Annotated in this window: 18 protein-coding genes and 4 pseudogenes; 7 read left to right on the top strand and 15 right to left on the bottom strand. The window is 67.7% G+C overall.

All coding sequences use genetic code 11. From position 1 onward, the window contains the following. Positions 1–324: 324 nt before the first annotated feature. The 6 genes from LZ604_RS01080 to LZ604_RS01055 all read right to left on the bottom strand — a co-directional run bounded on the left by LZ604_RS01080 (position 325) and on the right by LZ604_RS01055 (position 5398). Positions 325–897: a GNAT family N-acetyltransferase gene (locus tag LZ604_RS01080; RefSeq protein WP_234511460.1), complete on the bottom strand. Its 573-nt coding sequence runs from the start codon at positions 895–897 to the stop codon at positions 325–327. A gap of 394 nt (positions 898–1291) precedes the next feature. Continuing rightward, the gene (locus LZ604_RS01075; RefSeq protein WP_234511458.1) at positions 1292–1987 is read right to left on the bottom strand and encodes a DUF4190 domain-containing protein; all 696 of its coding nucleotides are present in this window, start codon (positions 1985–1987) and stop codon (positions 1292–1294) included. 134 nt (positions 1988–2121) lie between these two features. Beyond that, positions 2122–2358, bottom strand: coding sequence for a hypothetical protein (locus LZ604_RS01070; RefSeq protein WP_234511456.1), 237 nt, complete (start codon positions 2356–2358; stop codon positions 2122–2124). 380 nt (positions 2359–2738) lie between these two features. Further along, positions 2739–3239, bottom strand: coding sequence for a hypothetical protein (locus LZ604_RS01065; RefSeq protein WP_234511454.1), 501 nt, complete (start codon positions 3237–3239; stop codon positions 2739–2741). Positions 3240–3603: 364 nt separating this feature from the next. After that, a complete protein-coding gene (locus LZ604_RS01060; RefSeq protein ID WP_234511452.1) occupies positions 3604–4047 on the bottom strand; it encodes a hypothetical protein in 444 nt (147 codons plus the stop codon). A 583-nt stretch (positions 4048–4630) separates the two neighbouring features. Continuing rightward, entirely contained in the window at positions 4631–5398 is a 768-nt protein-coding gene (locus tag LZ604_RS01055) for a class I SAM-dependent methyltransferase (RefSeq protein WP_234511450.1), read from the bottom strand. A 110-nt stretch (positions 5399–5508) separates the two neighbouring features. Here LZ604_RS01055 and LZ604_RS01050 point away from each other — a divergent pair. After that, a pseudogene (locus LZ604_RS01050) lies at positions 5509–6018 on the top strand (DUF1152 domain-containing protein); the annotation flags it as partial. A 434-nt stretch (positions 6019–6452) separates the two neighbouring features. On the opposite strand, the gene LZ604_RS01045 reads toward LZ604_RS01050, so the two are convergent. After that, on the bottom strand, positions 6453–6797 hold the full coding sequence (locus tag LZ604_RS01045; RefSeq protein ID WP_234511448.1) for a helix-turn-helix transcriptional regulator: 345 nt from the start codon (positions 6795–6797) through the stop codon (positions 6453–6455). Between the two features lie 141 nt (positions 6798–6938). Between LZ604_RS01045 and LZ604_RS01040 the strand changes: the two genes are divergently transcribed. Beyond that, complete coding sequence (locus tag LZ604_RS01040; RefSeq protein ID WP_234511446.1) at positions 6939–7307, top strand: STAS domain-containing protein; 369 nt, start codon at positions 6939–6941, stop codon at positions 7305–7307. Positions 7308–7532: 225 nt separating this feature from the next. Here LZ604_RS01040 and LZ604_RS01035 read toward each other — a convergent pair. The 4 genes and pseudogenes from LZ604_RS01035 to LZ604_RS01020 all read right to left on the bottom strand — a co-directional run. Next, positions 7533–7673 (bottom strand): annotated as a pseudogene (locus LZ604_RS01035) (site-specific integrase); the annotation flags it as partial. A 68-nt stretch (positions 7674–7741) separates the two neighbouring features. Next, complete coding sequence (locus LZ604_RS35970) at positions 7742–10810, bottom strand: FG-GAP repeat domain-containing protein (protein ID WP_234511443.1); 3069 nt, start codon at positions 10808–10810, stop codon at positions 7742–7744. Between the two features lie 553 nt (positions 10811–11363). After that, positions 11364–11717: a hypothetical protein gene (locus LZ604_RS01025; protein ID WP_234511441.1), complete on the bottom strand. Its 354-nt coding sequence runs from the start codon at positions 11715–11717 to the stop codon at positions 11364–11366. Positions 11718–11932: 215 nt separating this feature from the next. After that, positions 11933–13453 (bottom strand): helix-turn-helix domain-containing protein, encoded by a 1521-nt coding sequence (locus tag LZ604_RS01020; RefSeq protein WP_267970787.1) that lies wholly within the window; start codon positions 13451–13453, stop codon positions 11933–11935. A gap of 467 nt (positions 13454–13920) precedes the next feature. On the opposite strand from LZ604_RS01020, the gene LZ604_RS01015 reads away from it, so the two are divergent. Both LZ604_RS01015 and LZ604_RS01010 read left to right on the top strand, forming a co-directional pair. Then, complete coding sequence (locus tag LZ604_RS01015) at positions 13921–14148, top strand: hypothetical protein (protein WP_234511436.1); 228 nt, start codon at positions 13921–13923, stop codon at positions 14146–14148. A gap of 315 nt (positions 14149–14463) precedes the next feature. Beyond that, entirely contained in the window at positions 14464–14988 is a 525-nt protein-coding gene (locus tag LZ604_RS01010; RefSeq protein WP_234511434.1) for a hypothetical protein, read from the top strand. A gap of 444 nt (positions 14989–15432) precedes the next feature. Here LZ604_RS01010 and LZ604_RS01005 read toward each other — a convergent pair. Beyond that, positions 15433–15660, bottom strand: a pseudogene (locus LZ604_RS01005) (site-specific integrase); the annotation flags it as partial. A gap of 213 nt (positions 15661–15873) precedes the next feature. On the opposite strand from LZ604_RS01005, the gene LZ604_RS01000 reads away from it, so the two are divergent. The 3 genes and pseudogenes from LZ604_RS01000 to LZ604_RS00990 form a co-directional block, all read left to right on the top strand. Beyond that, on the top strand, positions 15874–16944 hold the full coding sequence (locus LZ604_RS01000; protein ID WP_234511432.1) for an NADH:flavin oxidoreductase/NADH oxidase: 1071 nt from the start codon (positions 15874–15876) through the stop codon (positions 16942–16944). 57 nt (positions 16945–17001) lie between these two features. Further along, the gene (locus LZ604_RS00995; RefSeq protein ID WP_234511430.1) at positions 17002–17388 is read left to right on the top strand and encodes a TraR/DksA family transcriptional regulator; all 387 of its coding nucleotides are present in this window, start codon (positions 17002–17004) and stop codon (positions 17386–17388) included. 126 nt (positions 17389–17514) lie between these two features. Further along, positions 17515–17631 (top strand): annotated as a pseudogene (locus LZ604_RS00990) (IS5/IS1182 family transposase); the annotation flags it as partial. Positions 17632–17829: 198 nt separating this feature from the next. On the opposite strand, the gene LZ604_RS00985 reads toward LZ604_RS00990, so the two are convergent. The 3 genes from LZ604_RS00985 to LZ604_RS00975 all read right to left on the bottom strand — a co-directional run bounded on the left by LZ604_RS00985 (position 17830) and on the right by LZ604_RS00975 (position 25840). Next, positions 17830–23481, bottom strand: a complete 5652-nt coding sequence (locus LZ604_RS00985; protein WP_234511428.1) for a PDDEXK-like endonuclease domain-containing protein — start codon at positions 23479–23481, stop codon at positions 17830–17832. A 428-nt stretch (positions 23482–23909) separates the two neighbouring features. After that, on the bottom strand, positions 23910–24476 hold the full coding sequence (locus LZ604_RS00980; RefSeq protein ID WP_234511426.1) for a hypothetical protein: 567 nt from the start codon (positions 24474–24476) through the stop codon (positions 23910–23912). Positions 24477–24838: 362 nt separating this feature from the next. Continuing rightward, positions 24839–25840: an acyl-CoA desaturase gene (locus tag LZ604_RS00975; RefSeq protein WP_234511423.1), complete on the bottom strand. Its 1002-nt coding sequence runs from the start codon at positions 25838–25840 to the stop codon at positions 24839–24841. Between the last annotated feature and the right edge of the window lie 439 nt (positions 25841–26279).

Below are 26279 nucleotides of genomic sequence, written 5' to 3'. Positions count from 1 at the left end.
AAAGAGGCTTTGTGTTACCGCAGGAGGCCGGATCGTGGTGGCGGTAGCATGCGGGCCGACGCTGCCAGATGCGCGGGCGTTCGTACGGCCCGCTGATCCACGCACCAGCCCGCCGGCCGGACGGCGGGCGCGGCCATGAGAGGGGAGAACCCCGCTGTGGCTGGGGCGGTCGGCTCCGCGACTTTAGCCAGCCACTTTGGCGCGAGCCTCGAAGATCATGGCCCCAACGTCGTGCTTTACCGGGCAGGTCCACAGACTGCCCGACGCGCCGGAAGCTTACGGGGCCATGATCACTCGCGCCAAAGCAGCTCCCGGCCAAAGTCGCTACGCCGACCTCACGGACGCGTCAGGCGCCTGGGTGCCAGTCATTTCAACCGTTAGGGCCCAGCGTTCGTGCCCGCGCCAGGCGCCATCCAGGAACTGGAAGTGGGGAGAGTAGCCCTCACGCTGGAACCCCAGTCGTCTGACTAGGCGGATGGACGACTCATTGGCGGGCTGGATGTTGGCTTCCAGCCGGTGCAGCCCGAGCTCGGTGAAGGCGAACTCTACGACCAGCCGCAACCCCTGGGTCATGTAGCCACGCCCCGCGGTGGACGCGTAGGCGACATAGCCGAGGGCCCCGCTTTGGATGGTGCCGCGGACGATGTTGTTGATGTTGATTCCACCGACGATCGCGCCCGTTTCCCGCGAACAGACCACGAAGCCTTCATGGGTAGGTTGATCGAACCTTGCGACATACTCCCGGAAGGCTTCCGGGGGCATCTCCCGGGTTGGGACCCACGGGTGGTGGAGTTCGGCGCTCTCGCGAGTGAGATCGGTGATCTCTTCGTAGTCACGCAAGGCGATGCGCCGGACAGCCACCTGTGGTCCGTGGGCAAGGAAGATCTCTTCGGCCATCGCGTGATCTTAGTCAGGACTGCTGGCGCGCGTGCCCGCTGCGTGCCCGTTCGGAGGGGACGCAGCAGGGACTCACGGGGAACAGCGGCGCCGATCGCGCTCCGGCCCAGCTCAGTGCCTCACCAGGTCAGCCGTCATCCGCGTACGGCGTCTTCCAAACTGGTGCTCCGGGACCCGAGTAGCGGCACTTGACTGGGTCATTGAAACTCGCTCCGCTCCCCGCGCGCGGCCCGGCCCCCGGCCGGGCCTACGCTCATGTCTCCGCCCCGCTCCAGCCCGGCCGGCGCCCGTGCCGCGCTGCGACTCCATGGTCTCCATGATGCAGCGAGCCCCGCCGCTGCGGGGTGCGCGGCGAGGCCTGGGGGTGGTGGACAGCGTCGCGCGACCTCAGCGATCAGAAGTCAGTTCGGGACGCTTTGATGGTCTTGCACTCGAGCCTCTTGGCGTCCTTGATCTCGTCCGCGTTCACCAGCGCACCAGCGTCCTTGTCGGTGAACTTCTGGCCCGGGGCGAGGTTCTCGGCGGTTGACATGAAGTCGTTGACCTTCTTGCCGTCGGCCAGGACCTCGCCCTCAACGACGTACGAGTATCGGCGGTCGCCGTGGTTGGCGTAGTCGACGTGGATGGCCATCTCCTTGATGCCGAGGTCGCCGGTGACCACGTCGCACTTAGTGACCTTGAAGTCCTTCATGACCTCGGACTCCTTGGCGCCGCCGGTCTTGGACTTACCGTCGCCGACGGTGGTGGAGTCGTACGACTTGTCCAGCTCCTCACCGGCCTTGTCGACGGCGGAGAAGAACAGGGCGTTCATGGCGAAGAACATCACGATCGCTACAGCCGACGTGACGAGGCCGGTGATGCCGGCGCCCTTGCCCTTGCGGACCTTGCCCGCCTTGGAGAGGCCGATGGCGCCGAAGATGATGCCAAGGATCGCGAGCGGCCAGACGACAACGTTGAGGACAGGGATGAAGCTGACTACGACGGCGATGATGCCGAGGACGAGTGCGGTGGTGGCCAGGCCGTTGCTGCCGGGCTGCTGGGGCTCGCCGTAGCCGGGCTGCTGGGGCTGGGGCGGGTACTGCTGGCTCATGATCCCCCCTGGGACTTGGGTTGTGACTTGCGAGCGTGTGACTTGTGGAGCTGCTGTGTGGTTGCCTCGACCTGGTGTTATTCACCTGATCGTTATGAACTGCCGGGTGCTGCGAGGCCGGGCCCCGCTGCCTGTCAGTGAGTGAGCTTGCGGTGGGCGTCAGATAAAGAGCGATCAAGTGAGGCAGCGAGGCCGCTTCTAGAGGTGCCCGGCTCCTCTCCGTACTCCGCCAAAAACGCTTTCAGCCGGCCGCCGTGCTCGTAGACGGCGTAGTTGCGCCTCTTGAGGCGGTGCAGGACCTCGGTGGTGCGCACCCGCTTCTCGTCGCATACAACGGCCGCGAGGTCGGCGAGGTGGTCGACGGGCTGCACAACCGCATCGGATGTCTGTCTTCGCCCCGGCTGGCCGCGTCCGGCGGCGCGCTGCGTGCATGCGGGCTGAGGTAGAGAACCCCTCTGTGGCTGGGGCGGCCGGCTCCACGGCTTTAGGCAGCCAAATTGGCGCGAGCCCAAAGCCGTTCCGCCGACCTCGTGGACCTCCGCCGCTGCACCAACGAGAAAACCATATGCCGTGCGATTCCAGGTCACCGAAGGAAGCCCACGGCATCCGAGCTGGTCACAGCCGTGGGCTTCGTCAGGACCACTGGTCAGCCAGAAGGCTGATCAGTAGACCGGCTTGTGAGCACGCTCCCGGGCCTTCCTCGGCGCGCGGAAGGGTGTTCAGTGATGATCAACGTCGACGCACGCAGCGATTACGGAGTGGTGTTCTTCTTTAGTGTCTGCGTCACGCTCGTCAGGCACGCCTGCATGAACTCGCCCCGGTCGATCGCGATCGAGGTGTACTGGTTGCTCAGCGACGTGTAGAAGTCGGAGCACGTCGAGTCGTTCGGGGTGAACACCTGGTTGCCCGCGCTGTCGTACGTGCCCTGCTGGATCGCACCCGACGCGAAAATCCCCATCAGCGTGGACTTCCCGAACGTCGGCACCTTCTTGGTCACCGTCTTCGTGACCGTCTTCGGCGGCTGGTTCTTCAGCGCCTTCGCCTCGGCCTGCGCCTTGTGTTCTCCCTCGCGCGCGGCGTCGACCTGGCTCTGTCCGTACATCCCCACGGTCACCGCAGCAGCGATGGCCAGGACAGCGACCCCGGCCGCACCCGCCGCGAGGAACTTCAGCTTGCCCCCGCCTCGCTTCTCCTCGATCTCCGGCACCTCCGCCACCAGTCCCTCGACCGGCAGCTCGTCCGTCTCGCTCACTTGCTCAATCCTCCCCAGTGCGACAGCTTCTCGGTGCCTCCCCTAGGCCACGCCGCCGCGGGTGAATTTTCACGGTTCAACTACCTCTCGTCAAGTGATCGTCCCGCCCGTAGTTCGCATCGCGGGGCGCACCGCGACACCCCCGCTCGGGCCGTCTCTGGGCCGTCCGAGGGCGGCCGACGATGGCGGATGACGACAGTCGACGACGGCTCTTCCCCTGCTCAGAGACGGTGCTTCGGGTACCGGCGCAGGTGCCGATCAGTGAAGCAGAGTTGAGGAACGGGAAGGCTCTTCGGGAGGGGCTGAACCGCGGTACGCGCGGTCACCCCCTTTGAAGAGCCGAACCTCTAGTGCTGGAAGTTACCTAGGGCAGGAAGACCCAGGTGTAGACGGAGCCTGCGAGGGCGCCCCCTGCGCTCACGTACATCAGCCACTTGGCACCGTTGGGGCGAGGTCGAGTTGTTTGATTTGTAAGTTCGCGTCGACGCAGGCGCAGCACTTCCGTTGCTAGCACGTTGGCCAGACGGTCCTGCAGTTCGGCGATGGCTTCGGAAGCAAGTTCCGCTGACCGGCGCAGCCGTGTGCCTTCCCGCTCAACTGCAATCAAAATGGGTGCGATCAATAAGCATTGGAAGCCGGCTAAGCCGTACAGCTTCGCCTGAATGGCGGCACCATACGCCGCTCCCATAATCGCCATGAAGAGCATGAGTGTCTGAAGCAGAGTCAATGCGCGGCTTCGTCGATTCTCGTACCAACGCCATGCATGGTCAAGTGCGATAGCGAGCGTCTCGCGTTCTCCCTCGGTCATGGCCACACGGTCCCATGCCGTGAAGGAGCGGTCTACGGACTTGGGAGGGGGGTGACCACCGTCGTTGCATCGGCAAGAACGGCTGTGGAGCCGGAACCTGCCTGGAAGCTCCGAGGTTGACCACCAGCGACAGACAACGACTACCAACGACCGCTCAGCCACGAGCCAGTTGAGGTGAGCACCCCGCTGATCAGTCCTGAAAAACGGGCGGTCGAAACCCAGGACATCGAGGTCGCTGGTCTGACTGCAGTCTTTGACGGCAACACTGGTGCACCCTGCCGTACAAGGGAAGTCGAGGCCGGACACGGTGCAGGACGCCAGCGAGCCGAGTACCCAGCCCTTGGACCGCCGGAAGGAACTCCTCAAGCGGGTGTCGCAGGTTCGAATCCTGCCGGGGGCACCAGCCAAAAGGCCCCGGACCGATCATGGTCTGGGGCCTTTGACATCTACTTCTGACATCTACTTCTGACATCTACTTCTGACATCTACTTCTGACATCAACGCGGGTGATCGCGGGTGATCGCTGGTGGCCAGGACGCCTCCTGAGCGGCGTGGCAAACGGCCCGCAAGGCGGTGAGATCACCTACTTGCCGGCGCGCGCCACAAGCAGCGGCTGGAAGAAACCTGTCTCGTGCGGCATCCGCCACTCGGGGTCCACAAACCCCGCAGCGGTCACGAGGTCGGCCAGCCGGTCCTGGCCGAGCGCCCAGTAGACGGTCCGACGGACCTTGACGCGCCAATCTCCGCCGGTCGGCAGCAGTTGGAAGTGCTCGACGTCGTAGTGCTCGCCGTCCTCGTGCCAGTGCCAGAGCTGGAAGGTGACGGTCCGTTCTCCTCCGTCAGCGGGCTTGTGGACCTGTGGAGGCGCCGAAGCGGGTCGGTTGCGCAGCAGCTCGTCGTAGGGGCGCGTGCTGAGCAGCAGCAGACCGGCGGGACGCAGTACGCGGCGCATCTCTGCCAGGGCGGCGTGGACGTCCTGTTCCGTCAGCAGATGGGGCAGGGCGTTGTCGGCGCAAACGACGGTGTCGAACCGGCTTTCGGGAAATGGCAGGCGTCGCATGTCGGCAGCGGCCGTGCACAGCGTCACATTGCGGTGGGCGGCTTCCCGGGCAGCGCGGGCGGCGGCGCGGACGCTGAGGTCCGTGCCGGTGACGCGGTGCCCGCGCAGCGCCAGGCCAATGGCCTGCGTGCCGATGCCGCAGGAGCAGTCGAGCACCGACGCGTTGCCCTGGCCTATCAGGCCGTCCAGGGCGTCTCCCTGCCGACGAATGCTTGCGTCCCAGTCTGCGTAGATCAGGTGGTAGTCATCGGCCAGCTCATCATAGAAATGTGCCACCGAGGTCTCGGGCATGGCCCGAGGCTACTCTGCGTAAGACCCAGTGCAAGGGCCACGGACGAATCACGGTCCGCGTCGTTTCGCTGTGTTGCGCGGTGGGCGGGCTCGTCTGAGCGCGTCGCCTGATCAGCACGGTTCTGGAGTGGCACCCGTCGGAGGCGACCGGCGTGCTCGCAGCGGCGGCCCGAGGCGTCCGAGGGACCTGCGAGATCCGAGACGCAGGGCTCCCCGTACCGCTTACGGACGAGAGTCCGACCGTGCATGAGGTCGACCTGGACGAGGCAGTCAGCCGGAACCAGCTGGCCCAGGCCATCATGGCGACCGAGACCCTGGAGGAAGTCGAGGCGCACAGCCGCGAGATCTGCGGCTACTCGGAGATCGACTACGAGCGCAACAAAGCCCTGTGGCTCAAGGACCAGCCGCCGACGAAGCCGGACCCGGAGGCGACACTGGCCCAACTCGACCAGTTCGAGGCCGAAGCCCGAGCCCGGGGAGCCACACACACGACGTTCCGCCGTATCACCGAGGCCCTGAACCTCAACGGCGCACAACGCGACGACCTACGCCGGCTCCTCATCAACAGCCGACCGGAGCGATACGACGCGCCCCTTTGGCGAGTCTCCGCAGAGTCCTGAGTAACAACTTTCTTCACGGGTTCAAGCCCCGGCTGCGCTCCGCTCCGCCGGGCGCGCTTCCCGGCTCCGCTCCGGGCGACGCTCCTGCCTTCGGCCCGCTCCGCCCGCGCTGCGCCGACGCGCGCCCACTGGTGGATAGGCCGGTGGCCATGAGTCGATCACTGCATACGCGACGGTCAGAACAGTGCCTCCGGCGGGGGATCGGCCGGCACCGGGATGGAGGGGGCGCCGTCGCCGACCGCGGGTCCGTCGTGGCGGATGCCGGGGGCTCCCATCCCGCACACCATCGCCCCAGGCAGAACCGAGCAGACGCGGCCCCTGGCGTCCAGGTCGTTCGTACAGTGGCGCGCTCCACCTGGACGCCAGGAACCACGCCCGCTCCACGGTGTGTGGGTCGACGGCGTACGGGATGGGAGCTGGGGTCAGTGGTGCGTTTAGAGGGTATGTGCCATGGTCGGCCCCAGCGCTTTGCCCCGATCGGTCTCATCCTGTACGAGCAGGGACAGCAGGGAGGCTACGGAGAGGCCGGCTTCTGCCGGATGGCGCAGCACCTTGTCGGGCTCGATGCGGTAGGTGTTCGTGCGCCCGTCCCGAGTGTGGGAGAGGTAACCGTCCTGCTCAAGATCGGAGATGATGCGCTGGACGGCGCGCTCCGTGAGCCGGCAGTGGGCGGCGATGTCGCGGATCCGGACGTTCGGGTTGTCGGCGATGGCCGCCAGTACGCGCGCGTGGCTGGTGATGAACGTCCATCCGCTGTGAGGTTCGGGCACTCCAACCATGCCCAGCATCTTAGAGGGCCCTTATTGACGAAACCAAATACATGACATACTTTTCCGGTAACTGCTGGCGTGCTCCGCGCTGAGGCGCAGCGATAAGGAGCTTCGAAGGTGTCCTGGAATGAGGCCGTCATGCCAAAGCTCATGAGTAGCGCTGGTGCCAAGCACTGGTCGGCCCACGTCAGCGGGCCTGACCTGGCGACTGCGGTGCATCAGTACGAGTGCTGTGGCGCCTGGGTGGTCGCCCCTCACGGCTCCTACGACATGCACTCGATCCCGCCTCTGGCGGCCGTACTGGACGCCGCCGTCAGGAAGCACCCGAAAGTGATCCTGGACGCCTCCAGCGTCGACTTCGCGGACTCGTCGTTCCTCAACCTGTTGATCCTTGCCCACCAAACGGGCACCCTGCGCGTGGCCGCGCCGCCGGAGCAGCTTCAGCGCCTGTTTGAGATCACCGGAACCGACACCGTGCTGGAGATTCGAGAAACCGTGAACGACGCCGCCGTCTCCTGAGCCCTCTCCACCCAAAGAGGCGCACCCAAGCCCCGCCAACTGACACCAACACCTGACACCAACAGGTGCGGACATCAGCGGCCAGGGACGATCTTCCGCACATGCCTTCCTGAGGAATAGTGGGCGGTTGACCTATGTCGGGGCGCACCGCGACCGACCTGATAAGGATGAGGCCAGACCTCAAAGCCTGCATCAGACCCGTAGAGAGTCGGTGTCTCGGTGCTAGGCGTCGTGCAGCTGGCCGTTCCGCACTCCCGCGTCTTCCAGCAGCCGCTTCCACTCGTGATAGTCCGTGTTCGGGCTCAGCGGCCCACCCAACGGCTTGGTGAACACGTAGTCCGACTCTTCCCACAGATCGCCGGCCGCCAGGGGGTGCCCTAGACACGGGGGCACCCCTCTGGCAGTGCAGGGCTGGAGGTTGCTGTTGCGGACCGTCAGTACAGCGCCTTGTAGACGCCCCAGCCGCTGCCGATCTTCACGCGTGCGCCGAAGCCGCCCTTGCCGTTGCCCGGCCAGCGGTACAGGTTGCCTGCGGTGTCGCGGGTGACGAGGTCGTTGCGTCCGTCCTGAGTCAGGTCGCCGACGCCGACCAGGGCGTTGTAGGCGTTGAAGCCCGAGGCGATCTTCACGCGCCCCCCGAAGCCGCCCTTTCCGTTGCCGTACCAGCGATAGAGGTTCCCGGCCCTGTCCCGGCCGAGAAGGTCTCCGGTTCCGTCGCCATTGAGGTCGCCCACGCCCGCCAGCGCCGTGTAACCGGACAGCCCGGTGCCGATGCGCACCCGGGCCTTGAACGTGCCCTTGCCGGTGCCGGCGTAGAACCACAGGACTCCGGACCGGTCACGGGTCAGCAGGTCGGACCGGCCGTCACGGTTGAGGTCTCCGGACGACGTCAGCAGGTTGTACTTGTCCCAGCCCGTGCCGATGACAGTGGACTTGTTGGTTCCCCGGGCGAAGTACACCTGCCCGAAGCCCCAGTACGCACGCAGTTCGCCCGTGGAGTTGCAGACCAGCATGTCCGCGAACCCGTCGCCGTTGAGGTCGCCGACCGGCACCAGGGTGGAGGAGGTCGGCCAGTCCGCGGTGTAGCTGCGGTTGTAGAAGTACCCCTTGGGATGCCCCTCCCATGAGTCGGTCCGGCCGTCCTTCCGGACCGCCACCATGTCCGGAAACCCGTCGCAGTCGTAGACATGGGTCGGCAGGGCGCCGCACATCACGTCCAGGCCGCCGCTTCCCACGCGCACCGGCGTGGTTCCGCCGTTGAACTTTGCGGTCAGCTGCCAGGTGTAGAGACCGCTCGGGGCGGGTGCACCGTTCGGCTCCCGGCCGTTCCACGAGGCCGAGATGCCGTTGAGACCGCGCTCCGCGCCACCGCGCACCACGGCAACCCGCCGCCCGGTCGTCTTCTGGACGATGCCCAGTTCCCAGGAGTCCACTGGGCGGCTCAGCAGCAACGAGGCCGTCCAGGTCGAGTAGGTGGACGAAACGGTCCTCGGCGCGACGCTCCCGGAGGTGTACGCCTCCCCTATCACCGGAGCGGAGTCCGGTACCCCGTCCGCGCTCACATGCACGCGACGATCGGCGTCCACGTAGGCGATGTGGCCGCTGTACTTGTCCACGGTCCACGTGACCCTGCGGTCGTCCGCGAGGGTCCCGGCCGGGAGGGCGGCTATGGAGCGCTCCGCGAGCGGGCTGCCGGTGTGGAAGTCCGTCAGCTTGAGCTCGCCCGCGTCCCGGTCGTGCCGGACCACGTAGCCGTCACCGAGCATGGCGGGGCCCGACGGCACGGCGAAGCCGCGGTCGTTCGTCAGGTCGTACACCCCGGCCTGCTTGTCGGGACCGCAGGACCAGTAGAGCCAACGCGCCGTCGCCTGCAGTTCGGTGGGCACGCAGGCGGCACCGGTCCGCACGGTGCGGACGGGTTTGCCGGGAGTGGCCGCGTCCGATGTCAGCCGTTCCGCGGTCAGCGTGCCGGGGCTGCCGGGGGTCGCGCTCCACAGGGTGGAGTACCAGAGCGCCGCGGCCTGCACCGGGCGGCTGCGTACCACCTTGTGGTAGCCCGGGTAGATCAGGTACTGGGTTTTCGGGGACCCGCCGTCCACCACCACGTACGAGGAGGACGCATCCCTTACCTCGCCGCCGCTGCCGGGCAACGGCATCTGCACGTGCGACGTGTAGGCGTCCACGCGGGTCTCCAGGTACGTCTGCCCTGCTGTCTCGGACAGGAAGGACAGGCCGTACCAGTTGCCCTCCACGATCCGCACGCAGTCCTCACCCGTCGCACAGCGCACGGCGGACGTGGGCATGCCCGCGGGCAGGGGCTTGGCCGCTCCCGCGACGGGGACCGGCCCGGTACCGACGTCCTGCTGGTAGAGGGAGAGCTTGCCCTCCATGCTGTCCGCTCGATTGAGGGTGCCCCGGTACAGGTTCAGTCCCAGGACCTTGGCGATCACCGGGGGCAGCGGCTGGACCACCTCGTGCGCCGGCGACCCGTCGGAGCTGGCGGCGAAGCGGTGCACCGCCCAGTCGCCGGTGCCGGAGCCGCCGACGAGCAGGGCGCTCCCGTCCGCCGTCTGCGGTGGGTAGTCCGACACGAGCGCGATGTGGTCGAGTGCGGTGCTCGGCTCCCCGCCGTCGAGTGGCCGGGACGTCAGCCGCCGGCCGAGCGTGGTGCCCGAGCTGGTGTCCGGGCCCGAGGTCAGGAGGGTGCCGCCGAGGAGGGCCACGGGAGCCGCGTCGTCGGGGAGCGGGAACTCCTGCGCCCCGGAGGAGACGTCACCGCGGGGCAGCCAGCGCAGCCCGGTGAAGCCGTGCTTCCACCAGGCGACGCGGTCGGCGCTCAGCAGGATGCGCAGGCCCTCGCCGCTCATCGTCTCGGGGAGAGGGGTGATCTCGGCGGTCCCGGGGTCCAGCAGGCCGTAGCGGTACGCGCCGTCCTGCCGGAAGGAGATCACCGCGCCGCGGTCGTCCGTGGCACCTTGCTGCAGTGAGAGGCTGCTCAGCTGCGCACCCGCAGGCAAGCCGGTGATGCGCAGCGGTTGCGCGGGATCGGTGCCGGTGTCGAGGAGCACACCGGCGGAGCTGGTGGTGCTGGTCGCGGACTCCAGGGCCAGCACCTTGCCCGCGACGGTCCCCCGGAACGTGTAGCCGGCCGGGAGCTGCGCCTCCCGGCGCTCACCGGTGTGCGGATCGAGCAGGGTGTACCAGGCGTTGCCCCGGGCCGGGCTCGGTGAGACGGCGAGCAGGTCTCCGTCGGCGCCGACGGGGCGTACGAGCGCGCCGGCCGGCAGGGTCTGCAGGCCGGGCACCTGCGTCGAGGTGCCGCTCGCGAAGTCGGTCCAGGTGTAGCCGTCCCGACCCTCCTGCTGGTGCAGGAAACCGGTGCTGCCCACCGCCAGCGGGGTGTCCGCACGGGGTGTGGCCCGTTCGGCGGGCGGGATCACGACCCCCTGGGACGAGTCCGCCGCGGTCGCCGCCTGAGCGGCCCACACGGGCGGCGCGTCCACGGCGAGCGGGATGGCCGTACCAGCGGCCGCCAGAATCGTGGCGGCCGCACCGACTGCGAGGCCCGCGCCGCCTCTGCGGCGGCGACCTCCGTGCAGTGGTTCAGTCGACGTCCGGGTCAATGCCCTCACGTCTCCCCCTCGTTGATGTGACGATCTGCCGCCGCGCGACGCCCCGATGAGGCCGGACGCGCTCCCGCGTCACCCCCTGTGGCCGTGGTGGATCTTGCCGGCCGCTTGTGCGGTAGACGTTAGCCGATCAACGAAGTCCCAGTCCGCCCTGACGGGATTACGATCAGACAACCCGACGACGCCCGGCGGGGCGGCCAGGGAGCGACCTCACTGTCCGGGTCTGTGTCCGGTGATCGAACGCCCCCGGACGGCCGCGCGGACAGTTGGAAAGCGTGCACCTTTCCAGCATGCAGTGAAGATACGGCGCGGGCGACGGTCACGCACCGTGTCCACTGGCCACGACCCCAGCGGTATCTGCGTCTCGTCTGCCGATCCATCATCTGTCATCTGCCTGTGGCAGGTTGGTGGCTTCTTTGAACTTTAGCTAGGCGCGGGTGACGCTGACGCCGCCAACCAGGCCCCAGGCGTCGATCCGGACCGTCGGGCCACCCGGCTCACTCGGGCCATCGTCCTTCACTCCGCCCAGGCGCAGCCCGTGGACCTCCACCCGGACATCGCGGCGGACCTTGAGGCTGACGCCGCCGATCAGGCTCACCTTGGTGATGCGCAGCTCGGTGCCGTCCGGGATGTCGATGTCCGTCAGATCGACGTCGGCACCACCGATGAGGGAAGTGGTGACGGTCCTCTCGTGGAGGGTGGCTCCTGCCAGGCGATGACCGCCGATCAGGCTCACCTTGATGTCGGTCTTCTGCGGGTTCTCCCCGTTGCTCTTCGTCATGGGAAGTACCGTACGGACGTCGACCCGCGAGCCCCAGTGCTCTGCATCCGGTATTGCATATGACAGGTGTCATGCCTGAGCCGACATCGAACCTGAGTGGAACGCGGCGGGCGTTCCTGGCCGAAGCGGCAGCAACCGGCCCCTCCAGCAGCATGGGCCTGGGTGACGGGGAACGGTCACATCGCGAAAACGGCCCGAGCGGCTTCCACGTTCCCTCAAGAGTCGGTGGGTACCCACTGACGCACACCGTGGTCGTTCGTGCCGTACCAGTAGTGGGGCAGGCCCTTGATGCTGCTGGTGCGGAACGGGTGGCCGTGGTCGTCGATGCGGACCGTGCCGGTGCGGCCCTGGGATGACCAGTCCAGTTCCAGGTACCAGTTGCAGTCGTAGGCCTCGGTCGTCGCGGTGACCTGCAGCACCTCCGGGTCCTCGGCGGAGACGCGGTAGGGGAACTGAACCGCGGGGACGGGCTTTCCGCTGTCGTTGCCGGGGCGCGCGTGGGCGATCGGGCGGTCGACGTCCAGGTTCACGGAGAAGTTGCGGGGCGGCAGATCACTGCCGCAGCCCTGGCCCATGGCGTACGCGTTGCCGGTGACCGGGGTGCCGCGGCTGACGATACGGACCCGGAGGGCCGCGAGGACCACGGCCGTGGACGACTTCCCCTGCACCGAGATCTGCACCATCGTCTGCCGCCCAGGTACCGCCTGCTGCGTCGCTGCCCACACTCCGGAGTCCTGCTCTACCGGCGGCTGGGGCACTTGGGCCGGCCCCTTGCCGATGACGTAGTCGTGCCCGCAACCGCCGTCCCAGATCTGCGAGTCGGCGGTCCACGCGAGCGGCACACCGGTTGGCACGGGGGCGTCGCTCTTCGTCTCCGCCGACGATCCGCCCTTCGACTCGGGGCTCCCCGAAGCCCGTACTCCTGTGGAGGGCGAGGCCGAAGAACGGCCGCGGGAGGGGCTGGCCGCAGTGGCCGAGGGGTGGTGTGACGTACCGCTTCCTGTCGTACGGGACTGACCGGGGGCCTTGGCGGAGTTGTCGTGAGACCGGTCGGCCGACAGCGCCGACATACTGCCCAGCGTCACCAGCAGTACGGTCGCCGTGGCTGCGCCGACGACGGTACGGCGACGGCGGTACCAGGGCCGTCCAGTTGAGCGGACCGCATCCCACTGGGCCGTCGACTCGCAACTGCCCGGTCCGGGAGCGTCGGGAGCAGCCAGTGCGGCGTCGGGGGCGCCCGCATCGAGTCGCGGTGGTGAACCGCTCGTGCCGCCCCCGTCACCACCGATGCCGTCGGCGCCACCACCCACACTGCACGTGCTGCCACCCGCACGCCCCGCCGTCCGGCTGTCCGGACCCGAAGCCCGCTCGTCCCCTGTCGGCTTCAGTGCTCCTTCGGTCTTTGTCGGCTCCGCTGCCTCGTCACCCGCCCTCGGCCTCTGTCGTGCCGTCACCGCGAGCAGCCACAGGCGGTGCAGATCGAGGCGTTCCTCCGGTGTTGCTCCGCAGAAGGCAGCCAACCGCTCCACCGGGGCGTAGTCCTGCGGGACCGTCTCGCCCGCGCAGTAGCGGTGCAGCGTGGAGGTGTTCATGCCGAGACGGCGGGCCAGGGAGCCGTAGCTCCGCTCCGTGCGGTCCTTCAGCCGGCGCAGCAGCGCCGCGAACTGCTCGACGTCGTCCTCGGTCGACACCGCTCCCCCAACCTCCCACGTGTCCCCGTATCTCAGGCGGTCCATATACCTGCACGTCAGATGGGCTGGGATGGTTCCACCCTCGCCGGGCGGGCGTCCGGCGTTGCGCCGAGCCGTCGTGACGGCTGATGCTCTTGGTGTCGCACCGACCAGGACCGGACCAACCAGTCGGCGACGGGCGGCAAACGACACCCATCCACTCATCCACGGGAGACACCCATGCCCCAGCGCACCCGAGCAGGCCCGCCCCTCTCACTCGGCGTCACGGGCTCGCCCTCGGCACGACGCTCGCCACACTGGCAACGTCGCGGCCAAGGCGTCGGCTTCCTCACGGCGGCCCAACTCCCGTCGTGTCCAAGCTCGTCCTGAACGGTCGGCAAGGTCACCGCCTGCGTACCGGAGGTGGTGGAACAGGACCGCTGTCTACGCATGGCGCTGGGCGGCGACAGCCCGGACCTGGTACCGGGAGCTCCGCACCGGAGTCGACAGGAGCGACCGTCCGTCAGGTCAGAGTGCAGTTGTCCAGGACGGCCTGTGGCGAAGGGGCGCTTCTCGCGGCCGAGCAACGACATCAAGTCCTGTGCGCACGTATCGAGAAGGCGGGCCCGGAGACCGAGGCCACGCTGAAGGACTACGGCACGCTGCCTGTCGAGGACAGCGGGCACGGCTACGGCCTGCACACGGTGACCTCCTGGGGCGTCTTTGACACCCGTCTGGCGACTTCCGGCATGCGCCGGTGAAGTCCTTCAAGAAGACGGCCATCACGGGCCGTGGACAAGCTCCGCTGACCGCATGACCGAGGCCGCCCTCCGCCACGGGGGTGGGGAGGGCGGCCAATCGACCGCTGGCAGGGTCATTCGGCGCGACTCAGCAGGACTTGCTGTCGTCGATCGCGCCCCGAGCCGCGGCAGGGGGAACGGGTCCGCGCAGCAGCAGATGTTCCTGACTCCGGGGCAGCGCTCGCTGGCCCGAAAAGGCGATAGCCACACGACGGCCCCGGCACGAAGACACCGGGCCGTGAGCAACCACATATGGACCAGAAAAGGAAGATGCACATGAACAGGAAGTCCCCCGCACACCGCCGTCCGGGCCGCCGCGCGGCCGTCGCCGCCGGCCTCGTCCTGGCTGTCGGACTCGGTGTGTCGACACAGGTGTCGGCACAGGCATCCGTCCATGCCCCCGCAAAGTCGTCCGCCGCCGCACCGCAGTCGGTCAGCGGCACGAGCGGCCAAGTGGTGACCCGGGTCGCCGACTTCTACGGCGCGTACATCGACGCGATCGGCGACTACACGGACCCGGACGCGACACTGGAAACGGTGCTCCGCAAGCACTACCTGACGCCCGACTTCGCCAAGCGACTGGCGGCCTGGGAGAAGAAGCACGGGGCGGACGGTGTCCTGCGTGCCCAAAACGTCCCGCGGAAGTGGACGGTGACCGACAACGGCGCCGTGGGTAACGGCCATGAGGTCGTCGTCGCCCTGACCTTCGGCAGCGGGGAGACGACGCAGAAGACCAAGCTTTTCGTGCTGGTGGAGCGGTACAACCACATCGTCGACATCGGCACCACGAGCAACCGCTGACAGCGGAGCCGCTCCGCCCGGTCTGTCATGGTCAACCTCACGACGGACGAGACCATACCCATCTGGCGAGTAACCTACTGGCACGTAAGGGGCAAAAACTTCACATCAAACGCCTTCACCATCCTTGCCGGCGTGGGCGGCATCCTGGCGATCAAGTCAGGCATAGCGGCTAAGTTGCAACCACTGTTCGGTGGGGGTTGGTGACGGAGCCAGCTGACATCCACGTCTGACATCAACGGCAGCAGACGTAGGCACCCCGTGGAGACCGTTCGTGGCCCGCCCCCACATGAGCCGCCAGGAAGTCCCTACCTGGTGATCGAACTCCTAAAGCGGGTGCCGCAGGTTCGAATCCTGCCGGGGGCACAGAGCAAAGGGCCAGCTCAGGAGGGGTTTCCTCCCGGGCTGGCCCTTCGGCGTTTCAGGGGTCATGGCACAGGCGTGCCACTACGGGCCCGGAGGGTCCTTCTCAGACGGGTCGGAGGCCGCTCCCCCACCACCGCCGCTGATCACGGCACCTAGCCGATCGGCGATGGCCCGGCCCCGGTCGCTGGTCATGTGCTGGTAGATCAGCGCGGCACGCGAGCTGCTGTGGCCCATGCGGGTCATCAGCTCCCGCGTGCCGGCCCCGGCCGGGGAGGCCAGCGTGTTGCCCGTGTGCCGCAGATCATGGAATCCCAGGTGCGCACGCGACCACGGCCCGGGGCCGCCACGTGCCCGGACATCCGCGCGGGTGAGCACGCCTGGCCGGTGGTGTGGGCCACGAGCGGCCGGGGTACTCGGGGGTGCACCCACCGTGCGGGGCGCCCCGCAGGAACCCAGGCCGTCACGGCTCGACGGCTGGGGGGGGGGCACCCGGCGTCCCACATCCCTCCTGCGAGGCCTCCGATGAGCCATCTCTTCTCGCCGCTCACCCTCCGCGGCACGACCTTCCCAAACCGGGCCTGGGTGGCCCCCATGTGCCAGTACAGCTCGGTCGACGGCTATCCGCAGGACTGGCATCTGGTCCATCTCGGCTCCCTGGCACGCGGCGGGTCCGGCCTGGTCATGCAGGAGGCCACGGCAGTGGAACCTGAGGGCCGGATCACCCCTTCCGACGCCGGCATCTGGGATGACGGGCAGGCCGCCGCGTACAAGCGGATTACGGACTTCGTCCACGGGCAGGGAGCCATTGCCGGCATCCAGATCTCCCATGCCGGCCGCAAGGCGTCGACGGCACCGCCCTGGGAGGGTGACGTGTACGTCGAACCGGAGGCCGGAGGATGGCAGACGGTCGCACCGTCACCGCTGCCGTTCGGCGACTGGCCGGCCCCGCGGGAGCTCGGCGCGGACGACATCCGCGCTCTGGTCCGGGCCTTCGGCGAGGCCGCCGCGCGGGCGTTGTCCGCCGGCTTCGAGGTCCTGGAGATCCACGCCGCGCACGGCTATCTGCTGCACCAGTTCCTGTCACCGCTGTCCAACCACCGCAGCGACGAGTACGGAGGCGACCTCGACGGGCGCAGCCGTTTCCTGGTCCAGGTCACCGACGCCGTACGGGCGCAGTGGCCGGAGGACCGCCCGCTGTTCGTACGCTTCTCGGCCACGGACTGGGCCGACGGCGGCTGGACCCCGGAGGAGACGGTCGAGCTGTCGCGGCACCTGGTGGCCCACGGCGTCGATCTGGTGGACATCACCAGCGGCGGGCTCGTCCACAACGCCCGTATCGAAGTGGAGCCCGGCTACCAGGTGCCCTTCGCCCGAGCCGTCCGCGAGGGCGCGGCCCTGCCCGTCTCCGCGGTCGGCCTGATCACCGCACCGGAGCAGGCCGACCAGATCCTCGTGGACCGCTCGGCCGACGCGATCATGCTCGCGCGCGAACTGCTGCGCAACCCGACCTGGCCGCTCCGCGCGGCCCACGTGCTCGGTGACGACGTCCCGTGGCCGAAGCAGTACCAGCGTGGCCGCCCACGTCATCGCTGAGGCCATCGTCGCCCGAGCACCCGGGAATTCGGCACAAGACAATGAGGTTCCTCCGATATGAGCGATAAATGCATCAATGCCGCTTTTTCCGCACCCCAGGGCGAGTCGGTGCGGGCGCTGCTCGCGGCTGACCGTGTCGGCACGCTGCAGCAGATATCCGCCCTTGGCCGTGAGTTCGAAGGGATCGTCGAGGCGAACGCACTGGTGGCCATTGACGACGAGCACGACCCGGAGGGGGCGAGCACGGCCTTCGAGCGGGCGCACGTCGCCGCCCTGCTGTCCCAGGCGCGCGAGCATCTGAACGATCTCGATCGCGCCCTGGAACGGTTGGAGAGAGGCGACTACGGGCGCTGCGAGCAATGCGGTGAGCCGATCCCGCTGGAGCGCCTCGAAGTTCGCCCGGCGGCGAAAACCTGCGTGCGCTGCGCGTCCGTAGCTCGTTGAAGGGTGCACAGTTGAGGGCGCGACATGTCGTCCTGCCCCAACTCGGCGTGCGGGTAGATGCCGAGTTCCTCCGTCGGCGGCCGTTCACCATCTGACCTTCACCCGGCTTGATCAGGAGAAGACACGGCCTGGCTCGTCGGATGCCGCCGACCGCACCGCCGCTACGAACGCAAGGCCGACCACCTCCTCGCTTACACGAGCATCGCCTGCACCCTCATCTGCTACCGCAAACTCGCCGGATGAGATGTCTTCTAAGCGCTGGACCCGGATCCTGGGCCGTCTCCGGGCCCGAGGCGAACCGGCGTTGACAGATGATGACAACTAGTCCCGGCATACACGCAGGTCACAAAGGGGCTACAGTAGACCGCCCCACGTGGCAGACTTGGGTCACCACTTGGTTACTCCTCTGCTTCTGGCTCCGGTCGATGACTACGGTTCTGTTCAGTCGCGAACGTGTCGGATGTGGGCGGTGCGGCGCTTACCTGAGCCGTCCTTGTACTCCACCGGGTGGCCGACCTCGCGCCACAGCAAGGCAGTTGCGAGCGGCGTGAACGGGCTGAGCGCCTGGCCCTCCTCCGCCACCGGGTTCTGAGAGGTGATTTCGTACTCTTCGACGACTGCCGAGCCGTCGAAGGTCAGGCCGACCAAGCGACCAGGGGCGACCGTCTCTCCCCCGGTTGGGCGAGGGGTGGCACGGGTTGCCCTGAGGAAGCTCTCCAGGAAGGTGGCACGCTCCGCAAGCTGTTCTCGCCGCTTTTCCCATTTGCGCCGGTTGTCGGCGCGCACCCGGTAATCGGTGGCCGTATCAAGGGGTTCTGGCTGCCGCAGGTACTCGCGTACCTGGGACAGCTCATTCTCGACACGGTGCCAGGATGCCCTGGCCAACGCTGTGACCGGGTAGGTGGTGGCAGAAGGGGACTCGCCAAGCCGCAGAGTCGTCGCGGTTTTGCGCTGCCGCGCGGTGGGAGCGGAAGCCGGAGCAGTCCGGGTTCCGGCTTCCTGACCCTGACCCCCGGGGGGCCGCCGCGCATGCCCGCCGCGTGGCTCGGCTTGTGACAACGACGCTTCCGGTCTCGCCGCGTTCCCCTCAACCGCACCCGGGCTGGGACTGGCACCCACGAGGGCTACCGCGCGTTCGACGGCGGTGCGCAGTCGGGCTTCCGCACCGGACCGGTCGCGGTACCAGTCGGTGCCCCAGATCCGGTGCAGCTCCCAGCCAAGTCCCCGCAGCACTTCTTCGCGCAGCCGGTCGCGGTCACGGGCTGCCTTCGAGGAGTGGTACATGGCGCCATCGCACTCCACCCCCAGTGCGTACAACCCCGGCCGGTGCGGGTGCCGGACGCCCAGGTCGATCCGATAGCCGGCGACTCCGACCTGAGGCTGAACGTCATAGCCCCAGCCGCGCAGCACCGCCAGTACAGATTCCTCGAACGGGCTCTCCGGCTGAGCGTCCGGGTCCGCCGTTTCTTGGGACAACACTGACGGGCCGCTCTGTGCGTACCGCAGGTAGCGGTGGAAGTGCCGGAAACTCTTGCTGCCGGTGTTCCCCACCTCACCCGGGTCGAACGAGGCCACGACCTCCACGCGGTAGCGTGCACGGGTCACGGCGACGTTCAAACGGCGCCAACCATCCGCCTTGTTCATGGGGCCGAAGTTCTTCGAGAACTTGCCATGGGCGTCACGGCCGTACCCGACGGAAAGGATCACGACGTCCCGTTCGTCGCCCTGCACACTCTCCAGATTCTTGACGAAGAACCCGTTCAGCCGGTCCTCGGAGAAGCATTCGTCGAGGTCGGGCCGACTCCGGCGTGCCGCGTCCACGGCGTCCTGGATCGCGACGGCCTGTGACTGGGACAGCGCGACCACGCCCAGCGATCTGCCCTTGCGCGTACTGAAGTGGTGGATCACCCGGCGGGCCACCTCCTCTGCCTCCCCAGGGTTGTTCCGAGCGGCTGCCCCGGAACGGTAGACACCCTCCGTGGCGCGGTAGTAGGCGACCCCGACATCCGGACCCTCGGCGTGAGCCCCCGGGAAGGTGGTCATCGACTCGTCGTAGAACTCCCGGTTGCTGAAAGCAATCAGGTCCTCATGACGACTGCGGTAGTGCCAGCGCAGCGACAAACTCGCCAGCAGCCCGCTTGCCTTGCACAGATCCAGCACGGAACGGAACTGATCCGGTGACTCCTCGTCCTCGCCGTCCTCCTCGTCATCGCCTGTGGTGGAGAAGAATTCGGTCGGTGGGAGCTGCTTCTGGTCGCCGGCTACGATCAGCGCCCTCCCACGGTAGACACAGTTGATGGCGTCCTGCGGCAGCACCTGTGATGCCTCATCGAAGATCACCACGTCGAAGACGAGGTCGGGCGGCAGGAATCGGCTGACTGTAAGCGGGCTCATCACGAAGCAGGGCTTGATCAGCGGTACCGTCTCCCTAGCGGCCTCCAAGAGCTCTCGCACGGGCTTGTGCCGACTCTTCTTCTCGCCCTCTCGCCTGAGCAACGCCGCACCCGGAGCGTCCATCGTTCGCGGGCGTCGAGCGTCACAGGTCTGGATGACGCGCGCACGCGCGTGGTTGGCCAGTCTCGCGTCCAGCTCGCGGAAGCCGGCCACCAAGTCATCGCGATCCGCTGATCGGGGAGTTGCCATCCGTGGATCACCGGACAACTGAAGATCAGCCCAGGCGCGGAGAGCCGCACGTTCGACCAGCGTCGGGAAGTCAGTCGGAGCAACCCCGCGGCGCACCGCCCGGTCCACCAGATCGCCCAGGCCCAGGTCGTCAAGAGCCCTGCGGCCCTTGTCGTAAGCACGCCACTCATCAGGGCCGCCCCGATCACCGTCCAGGATCGCGAGCACCTTCAAAGCCGCATCCTGGCCGCGGGAGAACGACTCACGGAGCTGCTCCGCACGCTCGGGACGAAATAGGTCCGCCAATGCCTCTGTGGCCCGCGACCATGCGCCGTCAGCGGCTTCCAGCTCGGAATCACCCTCCGCGTGGTAGAGGATCTCAGCGGTGGACGCACTCAGTCGCGCCGTGCTCTGAAGTCCACACGCCTCACGCAGGGTGGTGATCCAAGCAAGAGCAGCGGTCAGGTCAGACACGCTCGTGCCGCGGCCCGCGTAGAGGTCACCGAGCAGTGCCCGGTCGTCTTCCGCCTTGGACTCGAAATCCACCTGGGCAGCACGCGCTGCCCGTACGGCATGCACACCGGCGCGTGCCGCGGAGAGAGTCCAGGTACCCGGTGCCCCGACCGCTCCTCCGCTCGCGACGGCGGTCTTCTCCACGACACGTATCAGCCGCTCAGCCGCTCGCAGAGGTGCAACATGCGCGCGACTCCATTGCGCCGCAGCTCTGAGGCTTCCCGACTCCAATTCGTACGAGGGGCCAGGCGCAGGTGGAAGCACCAGCGAATCCCGCCACTCGGCCAGCCGGGCGGCCGCCCGTTCTGCGGTGTTCCTCGCGGCAAGGCGCGGCTGCCCTCCGGAAGCCACCTCGCGCGCCAGCGCATCCTGGTTCATCACTCGGGGTGCGAGCCTGAGGATGTCCTCGGCTCTTGCGATGAGGGAGTCCAGGCCGTCGAAGTCGGTGTCCTCGCCCCGCCAGTGTGGGCCGAGCACAGACGCATGGCGACTGGCCTCAGCGTTCAGTGCCCGTGCCGCCTGCTGCCAAGTCACCGCGGCCGGAAGCGTGGCCACAACGGCTTTGGTGCATTTACCGCCGTCAGGGAGTAGCGACCTGACCAACTGCCGGTCGGCACGGCATCGTGCGGACAGCCTTCCAGCGATGGACCGGTGCACGGTGGCGAACCGGTGCGCGACCTCTTCGAGAGAGTCTTCCTGCAGCACCCGGTCGGTAAAGACCTCTTCTGCTTTCCTCCGAGTCTCACCCAGCCGCCTCACCGCTCCACGCAGGGCCTGTGCGGCGGTCCTGGCCTCGGCCGCGCCGTCACGAGTAAGCCATGCTGGCAGCGGTTTGGCGTCGTCGGAGTGTCCAGCAAGAACGGCGAGGTGCCCCAAGCGAAGGGCGTCGTCGCAGGACTCGGGGGCGGGCAGGCCGTACATCGCAGCAACGGCCGACAGAGACTGGAATGCTTCGTCGAGTGCCGCGGCGTCCGTCTCAAGGCGGTCACCAAGCTCTCGGGCGGCGTCAGCAGTGAGCACACTGATATCCATAGCTGGCGGCAGCACAGCCGACAGAGCGATCTCCTCCGCACTCGGCGTGGGATCCGCTTCGGCCGGCAACCGCTCCCATGCCGCGCCGAGGGCCTCTTCTGCCGACCGTCCGGCTTCGACGATCTCGTCCAGACGGCGTCGGAAGTCTGTCACCGCCGTGGTCAGGCCGCCGTGATGAGCGGTCAGCCAGGAGAGCGGCAGTATCGGCCGAGCGCCAGCGACCTGCAGCAGTGACGTCAGCCGGTGGGTGTCGCGGACTGCTTGCCAATTGAGTTCGGCAAGGAGAGCAGTGTGCGGCAACAGCCGCGTATCGAGCTCGTTGAGGGCTTCGGTGGCGAGGTCAAGCGCCTGCAGCGGGTTACCAGCGTCTGTCAGCCCATACCAGGTGAATGCCGTGCCTTCCAATGCCGGGCGCCAGGACCTGCTGACCTGGCGGGCTGCCGCAGTGGCCTGGTCGAGTTTCTCTGCCGTGAGCCCCGCCGCGTCGAAGGCCGGGTCCGCGGGCAGTGGATGAGAACTGTCAAGCACTGAGATCCTGCCCAGGACGTCGTGCAGGCTCCTACCGAGCCCAGGCCGGGACTCGTTCATCGCGGCCGCGTACCCGGAGAGTTCCTGGCGCAGTTGGCGAGCACGCTGAAGGTCCGCCCGGGCACCGCCCGACAAGGCACGGCGAGGCGCTTGTAACGCCTGGCTGAGTTCCAGGGCTACCTGCTTCCGGCCCGTGTTGTTGCTGTGCAACGCCAAGACGTAGTCGTCGAGACCGACATCGCTCAGACGGTTGCGAACCACGTCCAGGGCGGCTGCCTTCTCGCTGACGAACAGTACGGTACGGCCCTGTTCCAGCAGGCCCGCGATCATGTTCGTGATCGTCTGGCTCTTTCCGGTGCCTGGCGGCCCGTCCATCACGAAACTGCGGCCAGCGACCGCAGCAGCGACGCACTGCCGTTGGGAAGAGTCCGCGTCGAGCACAAGCGGTGCTTTCTCCGGCGGCTGGATCTCGTCGATGAGATCAGTGTCAGCCGGTTCGAAGGCAAAGGTCCCAGGGCTGATGCCAGAGTCCGCGCCGAGCCCAATCGCACGCACGAGGGCGCTGGCCTGCACGCGGTCGGCGTTGTCGAGGAGGTCCCGATACATAACCTCCTTACTTGAGTTGAACGTGTCCAGCACCACCCGGCTGGTGACCTTCCAGCCGCGCATACCCGCTACCGCACGCCGGACCTGCGCGATCAGGGCGGGAAGGTCACGCTGTTCCACCTGCTCGACGCGTGGCCAGTCAACGCCCAACTCGCTCATCTTGATTGCGAGAGCGGGGTTGAGAGCCAGCTCCTCATCCGTATTGACTTTCAAAACGTACGAGTCCCCGCGTCGCCGTTCCAGCACGACCGGCACCATCACCAACGGCGAACTGAAGCTCTTCTCCGCGGACGCGGCCGGCGTCCAGTCGAGAAAGCCCACACCAAGATGAAGAACCCACAGGCCGTAGTCGTTGTACTTCTCCCGCGCGACCAGGGCGAGGCGGCGCAAATGCCGGTCCTGCTCAGCCTGCGTGGTCTTGGACGTGGTGAGCGTGACAGCGGGGCGGTTGCTACCGACTCCTGCCCGGGATGCAGGGGTGTCAATCGGCCTGGCGCCAGCGGTGGAAACGGCAGGGACCCCTCTCGCGGGCGGTACCAGTCCGCCCGACGACACGCTCTCGTCCTCGGATCCCTCGCCGCGTACAGCAGAGAAGGCGCAACCGCGGGAAAGCCCTTCCAGCACGGTGGACAAACCGGGCTCGACCAAATCCATGCCCGCGGACGAGGCACGGCGCTGGTAGTTGAGCAGCCGATTACGGAAGCTCAGATCGATGAGAGAGTCCCGCCATGAGGCCAGCAGCCTCTCCAGCCGAGCGCGGTCCGTGGAAGGCAGACTGCCTTGGAGGGTCATACGGCGCAGCTCCCTCAGTGGTGAAGAGGTCGTGAAGGCAGTAGACGAAATGGGTGAAGCATAGCGGTGTGTCGCAACGGCGTCTGGGGGACGGCACTGGACGACTCTGCCCATATCAGCGTGCTGAAGGACGAAGAAGTTACTTCCTGACCAACATGAGTGAGGAGACCAGGGAGGATAGGCCCTTCCTCCCAACGTCATCCCACTCCCGAGCCGTAGACCCGGCACCTGCACAACGAGACGATTCCGCCGCCCCACCGTCGGTCACAGCCCGTGGCGCAGTCAGCTCACACCACTCACAGGGTTTAGTTGCCCGGATTGGCAGGCCGACCACTGGCGTTCTGGACTGCGTGGGGTTGCTCTCGAGGCCGGGTGAAGTCTGGCCGGTGAACGGCGGGTCAAAGGCGACGACCTCGTTGACCAAGCAGTCACGGATCGGTCAGCTCCCGGATGAGCTCGCCGACCTCCGTGCACCAGGCGCGGTAGGTGTACGTCGTGACCGCCAGTCCAGGCAGTCCACTTGTTCCAGGCTGCACCGCGGGCTTGGTCTTGCACGCGAGGTCGGTCCACGCGGGCTCGTTGCCGCAGTCGGAGTCGACGCTGTTCGTGCCGGCGGTGTAATAGACGGTCTTGAAGGTGCCGGAGCCTCCACCACCGGTGTTGCTCGGCATGCGGGATTCGGTCAGGAGCGGTTGACCGTCGTAGAGGTTGGCATCCTCGTTGTAGACCGCGGACTTGGTGATGTTGAGCTTTCCGGTGCCGGGATCCGTGACGCTCCGCAGCGGAGTGTGCAGTGTCCATCCGAGCGTGTCGGTGCCGATGGTGTACAGGTTCTGGGAGGTGCGGGCGTCCACGTCCGAGCTGCCGGGGACGTCCGAGCCGACGCTCGCGGTCTCCGTCTCGGTCGTCACCAGGTTGTACGGCTGCCCGTCCACATCCTTGTCGCCGTTGGGCGCGCCCTCGTCGTAGGTCGAGTGGGTGTGGCTGCGGATCACCTGGTACGACCCTGCGGCCACCGCGTTGTGGGCGGGACCGTAGGTGTCGATCAGCCGGGTGCCGTCGGCGGAGTACCCAGGATGATCAGCCAGCGGTCCTGGGTGCGCAGGTGCTCCAGCAGGGCGCGGGTGTTGGTCAAGGGCACGCTGTAGGCCACCACAGTCTTGGCAGGCGTCGTTCGAGCGTGTGCCCAGGATGCGGCGGCGCCGTTCGAGCGCGGCTGCGTGGCAAGGACCGTGGGGACGGCCGGGAGAAGCGACGGTTTGCAGTGCCGTCGAAGCCGTACGGCAACCGAGTACAGCACCCACAACGGCAGCCCCTTATCCGGCGGTTCCCGTGGCGAAGCGCTGTTCGAGCGGCGTCAGCCCGTGGACTGGTGCGGGGCACCGGTTTTGGGGAGGAGTCGAGCACTGACGCGGTCCGAGCTCGGCCAGCGCACGTCGTGCACCCAGCGAAGCTTCTCGAACACCCAGATGAGGCGGGCCGCCGGGTCGAGCTGGCCCGGCAGCACGCCGTGGCGCGCGCCCGTGGGATCGGCGTGATGTGAGTTGTGCCAGCTCTCACCGAAGGACAGCAGTGCGAGCGGCCAGAAGTTGGTGGCCCTGTCCCGGCTGGCGAAGGGGCGCCTGCCCGCGACGTGGCAGATCGAGTTTACCGACCAGGTGACATGGTGCAGCAGCGCCATCCGGATCACGCCGGCCCAGAAGAACCCGGTCAGCGCACCGGCCCAGGTGCCGGTGACCAACCCGCCGACCAGCGCCGGGGCCAGGAGCGAGACGGCGGCCAGTGGCCCGAAGAGTCGACCGATGAGCCGCAGATCGGGATCGGCGGCGATGTCGGGCGCGAACCTGGCACGGTTGCTCAGCTCACGCTTCAGCATCCAACCGATATGCGCGTGCAGAAGCCCCTTGAGCAGCGCGCGGGTGTCGGTCCCGTAGCGCCAGGGCGAGTGGGGGTCGCCCTCTCGGTCGGCGAAGGCGTGGTGGCGCCGGTGGTTCGCCACCCACTGGACCGGCGAGCCCTCGACCCCCAGCGAACCCGCGACGGCCAGGGCGATCCGCAGGCCTCGCCGGGCCTTGAACGAGCGGTGCGTGAAAAGGCGGTGATAACCGACCGTGAGCCCGAAGCCGGACACAAGGTAGGCGACCGCCGCCATACCGACGTCGAGGGCGGACAGGCCCCATCCCCACACGAACGGCACCACGGCAATCAAGGAGATCGGCGGGCCGACGACGAAGATCCACATCGCCACCCCCGCCGCGGCCGTCTGGGGGGTGTCGAGCAGCGGCCTGATCCCGGCCTCGGTAACGGCTTCATGTTCGGCGGCGGTCCGTTCGGTAGGGTCGACGTCGCTCGGGTTCATCGGATCCTCGCCATCGCTCAAGCATTTTCGGAGCCGGTGCCGGACCGACGTGGATCCCGCGCCCGTGCGCTTTCGAGCGCCCTCGGCGATCCGGGGCCCACGATCGCACTGGGCGGCATCCGCGCAGGTCGTCGCGGATGTCCAGGGCATGAACGTCGCGGGAGGAATCTCCGTGCGCTTCTGGCTGGCGTTCTGGTCCTCGTCGGGTGTGGGACAGATGGGGCCGGCGGCGCCGGTGTCGCCCTCCGGTGCACTTTCTCGACGCCCCTGCATCCGGTCTCACCGGGCCGGCCAGCGGCGGCCGGTCTCGGCGATGGCGGCGGCAGTCAGGCGGCCCAGGCTCGCGCGCCGCTCGCCTGGAGGGCGTTCGCCGGTTGGGACGTCGGCGCCCCGGGCTTGGGCACTTGCTTCGCAGCCGCAAGGGCGGGCGGCCCTATCC

The organism is Streptomyces glomeratus, assembly GCF_021462825.1.
GTDB lineage: Bacteria > Actinomycetota > Actinomycetes > Streptomycetales > Streptomycetaceae > Streptomyces > Streptomyces glomeratus.
Note: the sequence above shows the minus strand (reverse complement) of the source record. Positions and strands in the feature narration are given on the sequence as shown.

Bases quoted from the DNA above. Each gene is read 5' to 3' on its own strand.
- LZ604_RS01040 (WP_234511446.1), top strand. From the start codon at position 6,939: ATGAGTAGCGCTGGTGCCAAGCACTGGTCGGCCCACGTCAGCGGGCCT.
- LZ604_RS01020 (WP_267970787.1), bottom strand. From the start codon at position 13,453: ATGGACCGCCTGAGATACGGGGACACGTGGGAGGTTGGGGGAGCGGTG.
- LZ604_RS01055 (WP_234511450.1), bottom strand. From the start codon at position 5,398: ATGCCCGAGACCTCGGTGGCACATTTCTATGATGAGCTGGCCGATGAC.
- LZ604_RS00995 (WP_234511430.1), top strand. From the start codon at position 17,002: ATGAGCGATAAATGCATCAATGCCGCTTTTTCCGCACCCCAGGGCGAG.
- LZ604_RS01010 (WP_234511434.1), top strand. From the start codon at position 14,464: ATGAACAGGAAGTCCCCCGCACACCGCCGTCCGGGCCGCCGCGCGGCC.
- LZ604_RS00985 (WP_234511428.1), bottom strand. From the start codon at position 23,481: ATGACCCTCCAAGGCAGTCTGCCTTCCACGGACCGCGCTCGGCTGGAG.
- LZ604_RS01080 (WP_234511460.1), bottom strand. From the start codon at position 897: ATGGCCGAAGAGATCTTCCTTGCCCACGGACCACAGGTGGCTGTCCGG.
- LZ604_RS01045 (WP_234511448.1), bottom strand. From the start codon at position 6,797: ATGGTTGGAGTGCCCGAACCTCACAGCGGATGGACGTTCATCACCAGC.
- LZ604_RS01075 (WP_234511458.1), bottom strand. From the start codon at position 1,987: ATGAGCCAGCAGTACCCGCCCCAGCCCCAGCAGCCCGGCTACGGCGAG.
- LZ604_RS01025 (WP_234511441.1), bottom strand. From the start codon at position 11,717: ATGACGAAGAGCAACGGGGAGAACCCGCAGAAGACCGACATCAAGGTG.
- LZ604_RS01000 (WP_234511432.1), top strand. From the start codon at position 15,874: ATGAGCCATCTCTTCTCGCCGCTCACCCTCCGCGGCACGACCTTCCCA.
- LZ604_RS00975 (WP_234511423.1), bottom strand. From the start codon at position 25,840: ATGAACCCGAGCGACGTCGACCCTACCGAACGGACCGCCGCCGAACAT.
- LZ604_RS01060 (WP_234511452.1), bottom strand. From the start codon at position 4,047: ATGACCGAGGGAGAACGCGAGACGCTCGCTATCGCACTTGACCATGCA.